The sequence below is a fragment of the Desulfovirgula thermocuniculi DSM 16036 genome (assembly GCF_000429345.1).
GTDB lineage: Bacteria > Bacillota > Desulfotomaculia > Desulfotomaculales > Desulfovirgulaceae > Desulfovirgula > Desulfovirgula thermocuniculi.
Map to the genome: position 1 here is coordinate 1 of NZ_AUBR01000028.1, position 11,901 is coordinate 11,901.

An 11,901-nucleotide genomic window follows, 5' to 3' on the forward strand; every position below is an offset into this window, starting at 1 on the left:
GTCGTAGGGGTTCATGATGAGGTTTACGCCCTCGCGGTTGATCTTGCCCGCGGCGTCCAGCGTGATCTTGGCCTCCGTGTCAAAGGTCTGCTTGGCAAGAACGACGACGCGCAATGCTCCTCTCCCTCCCTGTGTTTGGTAGCCAGCCTGTGCTTTTGCCTCTGCGGGACCGGGCCTAGATGGCATCCGGTGAAAGCTCCGGATAACACAGGGGTTGGTAAGCAAGTAAGGTGCCAAACATGCGTAAGGACAGACCTGTTGCCCTCCGTACCGGTCCCCTTTGGTGCGGAAAAATGTGTTGCAATATGGAACATAATGTTTCATGTTGTAATTGGCCTATGCCCCTGCCAGCAGCCTTTCCCCGTCGAAAAGGTCCATGGAGAAACCATCTTTCTCCAGGTAGCGGTTGTAGAGGTACTGGCGGTAGGCCACATAGGCGTTGTAGTCGCAGTTTATGCCTTCTTTTCTCAGCAGCTCCTCAAACTCCCGCAGGTCAGGGGGGCAGCCTTTAATGGCTATGGCTTTTTTAATGTGGGGGTTGTCTTTGTTTTGTTGGTAGGCACAACGCCCGAACAATACGGTCTTTTCAAAGCCGGGCGAGGCCAGCTGCTTTTTACCGGTTACGACCTCGATGCCGGGGAAGGGTTCTCCTTTAAAGGCGGACATAAGCAGGATCAGCATGGGGTTGAAGAGCTTAGAGCATGAGGTGCAGAGGGTGCTGTCGTACTTTCTCACGGCAATGCCCGTAATGCCGCGCTTGCGGAAGCCTTCGGGTCCGGTGTTGTCCTCGGTCCACTCCCAGTCGTACTCCAGAGGGGTTATGTTGTTTTCCAGGGGCTCGCCTCTCAGCTCTATTTCCGAAAGGGCGGTGCTGCGCTGCCTGCGCCGGGCAAAGAACTTAAGGTGCTCGACTTCGTCTGCACTGTAGCCGATTAACGCTGCGCCCACTATGTCGCAGGCTAGGGCGTCCCGCGAGGCCACCAGGATGTCCTTCCGGACGGCCTTGCCTGTAGGGCCGGGCCCCTTGGCCAGAGCGTAAATGCCGTCGATGACGGTTAGGGCCAGGGGCAGTTTTTCGGCCAGAAGGGGGAACGTGTGATCCAGTTCCGCCGTTTTGCCGTGGCAGCGCATTTTTGACTGCCGGTTAAGGCAGCCCTTGAGGTTTTTGATGCCCAGGGATACCTTGCACTGGTTGTGGGTTTTCAGCACGGGTACGCTGATGACCTTGTCTGCTTCCAGGGCTTTTTTGGCCACGGACAGCTCAAGGCCTTCAAAGTCCAGCCTTACGAACTCATCCTCGTTAAAGTCTACTATCTCCACCCCGTATTTTGCACGGAGCTTTTCATATCCAAGAGTCCGGTAGATATCCTTGGTGATGGACCCTTCAATTCCCAGAGAGGCTTCCCCGATGGTGATGCGGGAGTAGCCCTCTTCGCAGAGGATGCGCACCAGGGCAAAGACCACCGCTGTAGTGGTCACCACTCCATAAGGGGGAAAAGGAAGGTCGAAGTCCCAGGCGACCAGGTTTGGCTTGATGAGAATCCGGTCGTCCCGCCGGAAGTCCCGGAGCCCGTCGCATAATTCTAAAGCCCTGCGCAGTGACCGGTACGTCTCGGTATGCTTCACGACGGACACGACAGGCTTTTCCATATTACATACCCTCCTCGCGGCCTTGTCTTAATACGGCCCCTCCCCGATCCGGCCTTCGTAGCTTCTCCTCAGCAGCTCGGCGGCTGCTTCCTCGCTCATGGGCCGCTTGGCATACCCGTAGAAGGCCGTGATCCAAGGGCTTTTGACCATCATTTCCGCCAGCGCCGGGATGTCTTCTTTCCGGCCCCAGCGCGACCAGTCGGTGGGGAGTCCGGCATCCGCCAGCAGTTGCCTGACGGCGTGTATGGCCGCCAGGGCAGCCTGGCGGGTGCTCATGCCAGATGTGTGCTGGCCCAGTACCGCGGCCATGCGGGCCAGCTTTTCCAGGCAGTGCCCCATGTTGTACTCCATAGCAAAGGGGAGGGCAATGGCACACGCCACGCCGTGGGGGATATGGTAAAAGGAGCCCAGGGCGTGTGCCAGAGCATGGCCCTCAATGATGCCCGTATCGTTAAAGGCCAGGCCGGCCATCATGGAAGCATAAGACATTTTTACACGAGCTTCCAGGTTGGAGCCATCGTAGACGGCAACCAGCAGCGCCTCGGCGATCAGCTCTACTGCTTTAAAGGCCAGGGCATCGGTGAGAGGGTTTTCTTTCCTGGCCATCATGGTTTCAATGGCATGGGCGAGGGCATCGGCGCCCGAGGAGGCAGTGACTCCTGGGGGCATGGTCAGGGTAAGGGTGGGGTCTACCACGGCTAGGTCTGGAATGATGAAGGGGGTAAAGAAAAACCCTTTTATGCCTTCCCGGGGCAGGGTGATAATGGCAAACATGGTGCACTCTGCGCCCGTGCCGGCTGTGGTGGGCACGGCAATGAGGGGGATGCCTTTTCGGGGAAAGCTTGTTTTGCGCAGGTGATCTTCCGTTCTCCCGCCAACCACGGCGAGCTGGGCGGCCACTTTGGCTATGTCAATAGCGCTGCCCCCGCCCAGGCCGATGACAAAATCCGCCCCTTCCCTGCGCACGAATTCCGCTGCCTGGTCGCAGGCAGCGTCATCGGGTTCGGGCCTGCCCTGGTCAAATATCGCTGCTTCGATGCCGCTCTTTTGCAGGGCCTGCACCACGCGTGCGGGAATCCCCGCCTTTGCCACGCCCGCATCGGTGATGATGGCCGTCCTTCCCGCTAGGCCCATTTCCCGGGCATACTTGCCCAGGTTGTCCACGGCGTTAACCCCGAAAACAATGCGGGGAGGCTTGTAGTAGCGTACAACCTGCGTTAAGGGGAACATCCTTTCTCAGGCCCCCATCCTCACAAAAGTGCACGTGAAGCGGCACCCCGTTCCAGCGAGTTCCTCAAAGCCAACCGTCACTTCCATGTGCAGCTCGCGGTAAATGGTGTTAAGAAGCGCGAGACAGGCTTCCTGGCAGGGTACCTCCGGGCCGAGCTTTTCCACCAGTGCCTGCCGGAACGTGCAGCCGCTCACCGTGAAGGTGAACCTCCTGGTGCTGGCCTCGTTGATCTTCCACTTGTCCTCCGGGCGGGTGGCCAGCATGGCTATTTCCAGGTAACGCTGGGGAAGGGAAGGAAAAGAAATCCCCGTTTTGGCGGCCACTTCTTCTATGACTTCAGCTGTCCTGTCCTTGTACTTGTTTCCCAGTTCAATGGCTTTCCTGGCCAGGTCGCCGCCGTAGCACTCGAGTGCCTGCCTGAGGAAGGTGTTGCGCTCTTGTGCTGATGCGGCGGTTAGCTTGCCGGCCAGGTTTGCTATAAAGGCGTGGGGAGCAAACTCTTCCTGCAGGGCCGTGAGGAGCCTCTCATCCAGGTCATACTCGTACTCGGGGTATGCCCTAGCCATTGCCGTTTTCACCCCCGCTTGTTGGTACCTCCCGGTAGCTAATGGTGATTGCGCCGGTGGGGCACCGCTTTACGCATTCCTGGCAGCCGGTGCAGGAAGGCCAGTATGGCGCAGTGAGGATGTATTCTTCTTCCGGCGTCTCGCGAAATTTGTAAACCCTGGCAGGCTTGGCTTTAAAGACCGCCTGCGGGCAGGCCTTCAGGCATATGGCGCAATTGAGGGGGGCGGTACACTTTTCCCTGTCGATGTTGATAACGGGGACAATCACTGCTCCTCACCACCCCTCGCCTACCAGACTCCTGCCATGGCGGGAGAAGTGTTGCGGTCGACCAGGGTTATAGCGCCGTTTTTGCACGTGGTCTGGCAGAGCCCGCAGCCGAAGCACTTCATGGCGTCAATATTGGCTTTAGACTGGGAAACCTCCATCTTTACGGCCCCGAACTGGCAGCGCTCCAGGCAGCGGCCGCAGCCGGAACACAGCGCGGTATTTACCACCGCGTAATACTCCCCTTTGCGCAGGATGTTGATGTTGTAGTCGAGGCGGTTGCGTATGCCCAGGCAGACCGGGTATTCACAGTTGCAGATACCGCCTATGTAGGGCGTACCAAAGGTCCAGAAGGTGTGCACCAGACCTTTCTTATTCATTTCGGCCAGCCACTCTTTGGCCTCCTGGGGAGTCAGGAAGTCCACACCGCCGCGGTACGTCTCCGGCCAGCGCTCCCACTTGTACATGCCCACGCCGAGGCCCAGGCAGTAAAAGTTCTCGCTGTCCTTTAAGCCCCGCACCTGGCGCCGGCAGGCGCAGGTCATCCTGGCAATGGGCCAGGCGATGTCCATAATGGCCTGCACCTCTTGCAGCGTTACCACCTGCCCGAAGTGCACGGCCAGGCTCAGCTGTTCGGCCCTCTTTTTAATCACCGGAAAGTTTGCCGGGTCCAGAACCCTGGCCTCAATGGCTTCCCTAATGAGGTCTTCGGCCATGGTCTGGGGGTTTGCTTCGGCGCCTTTCCGCTGTACTTCTTTCTGGCGCAGCTTGTACATCTTGAGGGCGTAGTTGCTGGTGTTGAGATACCACTTGCCGCCGTCGCCGTGCTGCATGCAGGACTGGCACATGGGGAGCCCACCTCCGTAAAAGAAAATCCTTAACCGTTGCGCGTGCAAAATTTTTGCCAGCGGGTTTATGGAACCCCTTAACTCTGGGCGAGGATCTTTTGCAGACGGGAGAGAATTTCCTGCGCCCCGTGAACTATTTCCTCGATCACCTCTCTCACCGGCTTGATCTCGTTGATTAAGCCAACACACTGCCCGATAGCAAAGGTGCCCCCTTCAAGATCCCCTTCGAAAAGCGCGCGCCGCCCCACCCTGCCGCTGATTACGGTGAGCAGTTCCTCCAGGCTGGCCCCGCGGGCCTCCATTTCCAGCACCTTCGCGGCGGCGGCATTTTTCATCACCCGCGCGGCGTTGCGGATGGACCGCTGGATAATTACCGTGTCCGTTTCCTGGGCCTTGACGATCCATTCCTTGAACTTCGGATGCGCCAGGGACTCCGTGGTGGCCACAAACCTCGTGCCCATCACCACCCCTTCCGCCCCCATGGCCAGGGCAGCCACAAACCCACGGGCGTCGGCAATGCCCCCACCGGCAATGACCGGTATGGACACGCTGTCCACGGTTTTGGGGGTAAGGATCATGGTGGTCACGTCGTCCATGCCCGGGTGGCCGCCGCATTCAAACCCCACGATGATGACCGCATCCGCCCCTATGCGCTCGGCCTTTTTGGCGTAGCGGACGGCAGGTACCTTGTGCAGCAGCTTGATGCCGGCTTTCTTGAGAAGGGGGACAAATTCCTCCGGACTGCGGCCCGAGGTTTCCACCACCGGCACCCGCTCTTCAATTACCGCCTCCACGTACTCCATGGTTTTGTCCCCGGGCCCTACCTCCGGCAGCATGGAAATGTTGACCCCAAAAGGCTTGTCGGTAAGCGCGCGGGTTTTGCGGATTTCCTCTACCAGTTCCTTCTTGCCGGGGTGGGTGGCGGCGGTGATGATCCCCAGCCCGCCGGCGTTGGAAACGGCGGCGGCGAATTCCGCCCGGGACAGCCACTGCATCCCCCCTTGAATGATGGGGTACTTGATCCCCAAAAGCTCGGTAACCCTGGTTTTCAAGGTCTCTCCTCCTTACTCTTCTTCACGCTCGATGCCGGCAATTATCCTGGCCAGCTTCTTCTTGTGCTCCAAATCGGCCAGGCGGGCAATCATGATCCGCTGGGCCTGGGGCGAGCCGGCGCCGTGCAGGGATTCCGTCCGGTACCCCACGGCACCGCAGCCCAGGGTGAGGTTTTCTATTAGGCGCAGCATCCGCAGGCGGTGCTCTGTGGGTACCGTGGCCACGCCCTTTAAGTATTTCTCGAGATACGGGCCGATTTGGGGGTGGCGGAAGTCTTTTTCCGAAGGCATGGTTACCATCAGCCCCCCGGCAATGTCCTCTGCCAGACGGGCAATTTCGTACGGGAAACGGGTTACGTTCAACTTGCAAACGTTGGCCAGCAACAGGTCAACCAGGTAGGTGCCCGAAGCCGTGGGGTAGCCCTGGGAAGAACAGGCAATGCCGCAGGCGTAAAGGGTTTCATTTAAGTGCACCATCTCCACGAGCTTATCCCTGATGTGTGCCGCCCTGGCCACACCGTTGTATTCGGCTATTGCTGCTGCGGCACCAATGAGTACATCCCCCACCCCTACCTTGCAGCCGCCGTAGCTCTGGCGGTGGTACGCGGCAAAGCGCTCCACCAGCATGCCGGTGAACTGGTACTCGCGGCACATGAAGACCCTTTCCCAGGGCACGAAGACGTCATCAAAGATGACCAGCGCTTCCTGGCCGCCGTACATGGCGTTGCCGGTGTCCATTTCCGCACCTTCCAGCTTTCTGGTGTCGCAGGACTGCCGGCCGTAAACGTAAAAGATGCCCGGCGCGTTGCTGGGGATGGCAAAGGCTACGGCGTAGTCCCTGTCTTCTTCTGCCATGGCCGTGGTGGGCATCACGCAAATCTCGTGGGAGTTTACGGCCCCGGTTTGGTGGACCTTTGCCCCCCGCACCACGATACCGTCAGAAGATACCCTCACGACGCGCAAGTAAAGGTCCGGGTCGGCCTGCTGGCTGGGGCGTAGGGAGCGGTCTCCCTTGGGGTCGGTCATGGCCCCGTCCACCACCAGGTCGTTTTCCTGCACGTGCTTGACGAAGCGGCGGAACCGCCGGTGGTATTCGGTTCCCAGCTTCCGGTCCATTTCAAAGGTTACGCTGTCCAGGGCGTTTAAGGCGTCCATACCCACGCAGCGCTGAAAACAGGAAGCGGTTTTTTGCCCCATAAGTCGCAGCATCTGCACTTTGCGCACGAGATCGTCCGTACTCTGGTGGAGGTGCGTAAAGCGGCTGATGGTTTCACCGGTCAGGCTGGAAGTTGCCGTCAGCAGGTCCCTGTACCTCTCGTCAAGGGCCAGCCGGTAGCTCTTGGCTACAGCATTAATTGAGGGGCGGATAATGGGGTGATCGACGTAGTTCTCAATTAACTCCCCGAACATGTATACCTTTAGCTTCAAGTTGCGCAGGCTGTCAATGTATTCCTGGGGCGTTTTTAGGGCCACCTGCCCTTTCCCCCTTTAATCGTCGTCCGTGCCGGCTATTTTCTTTAAACTTCCTTTCAAATAGCTTTCCGCAAGCGCGGTGTAGGCCCGGGCGCTTTGCTCGGCCAGCAGAAGCTGCGCTTCCGAAAGCTCCTTTACGGGCTTGGCAGGCGCTCCCGCTGCCAGGTGCCTGGCCGGGATTTCCGTGCCGCCGGTAACCACACTTCCCGCAGCGACGATAGCCTGTTCCCCTACCACCGCGTTGTCCAGGATTACGGCGTTCATACCGATAATGCAGCCTTTCCTCAACGTGCAGTTATGGAGCACGGCACCGTGCCCTACGGTCACGTCCTCCTCAATTACGGTCCGGCCGCCCGGCAGTACGTGCACGACCACGTTGTCCTGGACGCTGCTGCGCGCCCCCACCGTGATGGCCCCGAAATCGGCGCGCAGCTGAGCACCAAACCAGATACTGGCCCCCTCCTCCACCGTGACGTCGCCGATGAGGGCGGCATTCGGGGCAACAAAAGCTTTGGCAGAAACCCGGGGTTTTTTGCCGTTGTACTCGAAGAGCATGTAAAGCACCTCCGCGGTTTCTTAAACGCGTTTAAGTAGTATGTCCTCCACTTTTAGCCGGGGGCGCGGGGGCGGGTCCTGATCCGGGAAGCCAACGGGTACCAGCGCCACCACGATCAACTCTTCGCCCAGCCCGAGCAACTTTTTAACCTCTTTCTGGTTGAACATCATCACCCAGCAGCTGCCCAGGCCCAGGTCGGTTGCCCGCAAGACGATGTGCTCGATGGCTATGGCCACGTTAAGGCTCAGGTAGGCCCTGGCGGCGTTTATGTCCATAGATCGCTGCTTCAGGTAATCCTCCAGGTTTATGCTTTCAAGGGGCGTGCCGGCAAAGGCGCCCGCCTGCCTCAGCTCGGCTATGCGCTGCGGCCTCTTTTCTATGGACTTAAGGTCGGCGCAGCACACGATGGTCACCGGCGCCTGGGCAATAAAGGTCATGCCGTACGTGCACTCGCTAAGGCGCTGGCGCATCTCCCGGCTTTCCACAATAACAAAGCGCCAGGGCTGGAGGTTGGTTCCCGAAGGGGCCAGCCGGGCGGCTTCCAGCAGTTCCATAATGTATTCTTCAGGAACGGGATCCGGCCTGAACCTGCGGATGCTCCGGCGCCGCAAGAGGACCTCTTTTAGCTCCATTTACTTTCCCTCCTCAACACTACCATGGCATCTGCCGCCTTGACACCCCTGCCCTGCGGGTAGACCATCAGGGGGTTAATGTCCAGCTCTTCCAGGCAATCTCCAAGCTCCAAGGCCAGGTGAGATACCCTCACAATTGTTTCTGCAAGGGCTTCCATATCGGCCGGCGGGGCACCCCTCGCACCTTTCAGTAACTGGAATCCTTTTGTTTCCCCGATCATCTCCAGGGCGTCTTCGCGGCTGAGGGGGGCCACCCGGAAAGAGACGTCTTTAAACACCTCCACGAAGATCCCGCCCAGGCCAAACATGACTGCCGGGCCAAAGGCCGGATCCCTGGTCACGCCGACAATAACTTCTATGCCCGGGGGCAGCATCTCCTGCACCAGCACCCCGTTAATGCGGGCACCGGGCTTATAATTCCTGGCATTGCGCAGGATCTCTTCGTATGCTTCCGCCACTTCCCCCTCCGAGCGCAGGTTCAAGCGCAGGGCTCCGGCTTCCGTTTTATGGGGGATGTCCGGCGAGTCCACCTTGAGGGCCACCGGGTACCCTATCCGCGCGGCCAGGCTTACGGCCTCCTCTTTTCCGGTGGCCAGGGCCTCCCTGGTGACGGGGATGCCGAAGCCGGCCAGGAGGGCTTTGGAGCGGGCTTCACCCAGGGGGCCCGCGAGGTGGCCTAGCTCTGCTATCCGGCATTTTCCGTCAGGTACGGGGGCCGGGCTTTTTTCTTTTCTTCCTTCGCGTTTTCGAAGGAAATCCGCGTAGTCGGCGAGGTGGGCTATGGCCCGCACGGCCTGGAAGATATCGGGGATCACGGGGATCCCCGCCTGGCGCAGCATTTTTACGCCCTCCCCCTCGGCCATTCCCGGTAAAATCCAGGGGGATACCACTATGGTTTTGTCCGTGGAGCGGTAAATTTCCATGCACCTGCGGGCCACCTCTACCCCGTACGGTTCCCGAAGGTCGAAGTTGCCCAGCACGATGTCCACTTTTTCGTCTTCCACGAGGACCTTCAGGGAGTCAAGGAGTATCTCCGGGTTGGTTATGTACTGGGCGGTCAGATCCACCGGGTTCTGCGCAGAGGCAAAAGATGGCAGGATAGTCCTCATTTTTGCTATGGTGCTTTCGCCCAGCCGGGGCACGCTTAGGCCGAGCCCTTCGCACATGTCGGCCAGGACCACCCCGGCGCCACCGGAGGTGGTCACGAGGGCGATATTCCTTCCCTTTGGCAACCTGCCGGCGGTAACGAGGGGTACGAAGGCAATCAATTCTTCCGGCCTTTCAATGCGGATGATGCCCGTCTGCTTAAAAAAGCCGCTGTACAGGCGGTCTTCCCCTGCCAGGGAGCCGGTGTGGGAGGCGGCAGCCCTGGCCCCGGCAGAAGTGCGCCCGGCCTTCATGATCAGGATGGGTTTTTTCGCTTCCGCCGCCTCCTCGGCGACCCGCCTCAACTTCCACCCATCCTTGGCACCTTCGAGGTAGCCCCCGATCACCCTGATGGACCGGTCGTGAACCATGTACCTGAGGAAATCGGCAAATTCCAGGTCGGCCTCATTGCCCACGCTGACGAAGTATTTCAGCCCCACGCCGCCTGCCAGCGCCTGCGCGTAGATCAGCGCGCCAAAGGCCCCGCTCTGCGTGACGAAGCCCACCGTTTTGGGCCCTTCTCCAGGAGGGTCGGCGAGGTCCACAATAAAGGCAAAGGAGGCCATAACATTGCTCTCAGTGTTGACAATACCCAGGCAGTTCGGGCCGCATACGCGCATGCCCGTTCTCCTGGCAAGTGCGGTAATTTGTGCTTGCCACAATTTTCCTTCGGGGCCTGTTTCCGCAAAGCCGGAGCTAAAGATTATGGCCGCCCTGACCCCCTTTTGGGCGCACCGCTCGAGGGTGTTGTAAACCTGCGCGGCGGGCACGCTGACCACGGCCAGGTCCACTTCGCCGGGAATGTCCGTTACCGAGGGGTAGCAAGGAAGACCAAAGATGGTCGCGTGCCTGGGATTAACGGGGTAAACCCGGCCGGCATAACCTTTGTTGACTAAGGCCCGCAGCGCTCTCCCGCCGGGCTTTTCGGGGTCGCTTGAGGCGCCTATAACGGCTATGGAGCCGGGGGCAAAAAAGGGCTTCAGGGCAGTTGTTACTTCCTCCACGTCACTTCACTCCTCAAATGATTTCTTGCCGGTGCGTAGTAATCTTGTGGTAGATGTTATTGGCACAGGTTTCTTTAATAAAAGCTGCGGCCAGAAGGCCCAGGGCGGCGGCAAGGGCAAAGAGGGAGAAAACCGTCCTGAAAGCGCTTAAAGGGTATAAAGGAACGCCGTTTTGTAAAGTTCCCTGCCACCCCCTGTCCAGGAGGTGGCCGCTCAGCGGCTGCAGAAAGGCCACCCCCATCATGCCGCCGCCGTTTACCGTTCCGGTGGCAATCCCGGTGACTGCGGGATGGTTCACTTCCTTTGCGCACGACCAGGCGAGCACTATGGAATTGGAGGAAAAGCCCAGAACAAATAAAAGGCCGTAGAGTGCTTCCCGCGGTGGCTTGCTCCCGCCCCAGAGCAGGAATACCAGCCAGGTGCAAAAGTAAAGGGCGCTCAGAACAAGATAGGGGCTTTTGCGTTTTTTGAGAACCTTATCCGAGAGGTAACCAACAAGTGGTGCGGAGATGGTGCTCCCGGCCGTTAAGGCCAGGAGAATCGAAGCCGCCTGTTCTCGCGGGAGGGCGTGTACCTGCATCAGGTAAGGCATGGAGATAACGCCCGTGAACGCGGCAGTAGGCCCGAAAGTAAGCATCATGGCAAAAAACGGGGGCCAAGTGTACCTGTTGGCCAAGGTAAGCTTGAGGGCCCTGGAAATCCTCATCCCCGCGGTTGCGGCTTCCCCGGAAGAAGTCCCCCCCGAAGAGAGGTCTGCTTCCAAGGGGCGGTTCCTGATCAGCAACCAGGAGAGCACGGCCACAAAAAAGCTGCCCAACCCGATGAGTTCAAAGGAGACACGCCACCCGCATCTTTCTACCAGGCGGGCAAGTGGGTAGGTGGCAGCCATCGCACCGAGGCTGCCTATGATAGTAATTACTCCCGACAGGGTGGCAAACTCGCGCGCGCTGTACCAGCAGGCAACCAGCCTTAGGGTGCTGATGAAAATCACCGAGCATCCCAGGCCTATGAGGAACCTGCTTAAAAAGAGCTCCTGGAGGTTACCGGATTGGCCAAGCAACACAGAGCCAAACCCGGCCAGGACGGTCCCGGCGGTTACCGTTGCCCTGGGCCCCAGGTAGTCCGCCAGCACCCCCGAGGGAACCTGCATGGCGGCGTAGATGAAAAAGTAGGTGGCCACCAGGTAGCCGAAAACGGTGCTGGTGATGGCAAACTCCCTCATTATCTGGTCGGCGGCTATGATAGGGGCGCTGCGGTGGCTAACGGCCAGAAAGAAGGCCAGGCCCGCTACGGAGAATATCAGGTGCCTTCTCATCATCACTATCTCTCTGCCGGCGGCATTTTTGCTCCATAACGCGAGCAAAAATTATGCCTTATTCCAGTTGCCTGGATTCTTTGAGGGGCCTGGAGGGTCTTGCGGGGCGGGTGGGGGTTGCGTTAAGCATTTAAACCGCGGTGTTAAGAATGTGAACGGGCAT

11 protein-coding genes are annotated in these 11,901 nt (G+C 59.2%); all 11 read right to left on the reverse strand.

What is annotated here, in order from left to right; all coding sequences use genetic code 11:
* Positions 1-336: 336 nt before the first annotated feature.
* A complete protein-coding gene (locus tag G454_RS0107915; protein WP_027718187.1) occupies positions 337-1,650 on the reverse strand; it encodes a DUF362 domain-containing protein in 1,314 nt (437 codons plus the stop codon).
* Positions 1,651-1,677: 27 nt separating this feature from the next.
* Positions 1,678-2,880 carry an iron-containing alcohol dehydrogenase gene (locus G454_RS0107920; RefSeq protein ID WP_027718188.1) on the reverse strand — a complete coding sequence of 401 codons (1,203 nt, stop codon included), beginning with the start codon at positions 2,878-2,880 and terminating at the stop codon, positions 1,678-1,680.
* A gap of 6 nt (positions 2,881-2,886) precedes the next feature.
* Entirely contained in the window at positions 2,887-3,447 is a 561-nt protein-coding gene (locus tag G454_RS0107925) for a hypothetical protein (protein ID WP_027718189.1), read from the reverse strand.
* Positions 3,440-3,715 carry an ATP-binding protein gene (locus G454_RS18310; protein ID WP_051276085.1) on the reverse strand — a complete coding sequence of 92 codons (276 nt, stop codon included), beginning with the start codon at positions 3,713-3,715 and terminating at the stop codon, positions 3,440-3,442. The genes G454_RS0107925 and G454_RS18310 overlap by 8 nt, the downstream gene beginning before the upstream one ends.
* Before the next feature lie 20 nt (positions 3,716-3,735).
* A complete protein-coding gene (locus G454_RS0107935; protein ID WP_027718190.1) occupies positions 3,736-4,560 on the reverse strand; it encodes an ATP-binding protein in 825 nt (274 codons plus the stop codon).
* A 77-nt stretch (positions 4,561-4,637) separates the two neighbouring features.
* Positions 4,638-5,612 (reverse strand): NAD(P)H-dependent flavin oxidoreductase, encoded by a 975-nt coding sequence (locus tag G454_RS0107940; protein ID WP_027718191.1) that lies wholly within the window; start codon positions 5,610-5,612, stop codon positions 4,638-4,640.
* A 12-nt stretch (positions 5,613-5,624) separates the two neighbouring features.
* Positions 5,625-7,085 (reverse strand): 4-hydroxyphenylacetate 3-hydroxylase family protein, encoded by a 1,461-nt coding sequence (locus tag G454_RS0107945; RefSeq protein WP_027718192.1) that lies wholly within the window; start codon positions 7,083-7,085, stop codon positions 5,625-5,627.
* Between the two features lie 15 nt (positions 7,086-7,100).
* Positions 7,101-7,640 (reverse strand): gamma carbonic anhydrase family protein, encoded by a 540-nt coding sequence (locus tag G454_RS0107950; protein WP_027718193.1) that lies wholly within the window; start codon positions 7,638-7,640, stop codon positions 7,101-7,103.
* A gap of 21 nt (positions 7,641-7,661) precedes the next feature.
* The gene (locus G454_RS0107955) at positions 7,662-8,273 is read right to left on the reverse strand and encodes a nitroreductase family protein (RefSeq protein WP_027718194.1); all 612 of its coding nucleotides are present in this window, start codon (positions 8,271-8,273) and stop codon (positions 7,662-7,664) included.
* On the reverse strand, positions 8,264-10,423 hold the full coding sequence (locus tag G454_RS0107960) for an acetate--CoA ligase family protein (RefSeq protein WP_027718195.1): 2,160 nt from the start codon (positions 10,421-10,423) through the stop codon (positions 8,264-8,266). The genes G454_RS0107955 and G454_RS0107960 overlap by 10 nt, the downstream gene beginning before the upstream one ends.
* Positions 10,424-10,436: 13 nt before the next feature.
* Positions 10,437-11,738 carry an MFS transporter gene (locus G454_RS0107965; RefSeq protein WP_169719329.1) on the reverse strand — a complete coding sequence of 434 codons (1,302 nt, stop codon included), beginning with the start codon at positions 11,736-11,738 and terminating at the stop codon, positions 10,437-10,439.
* Positions 11,739-11,901: the final 163 nt, after the last annotated feature.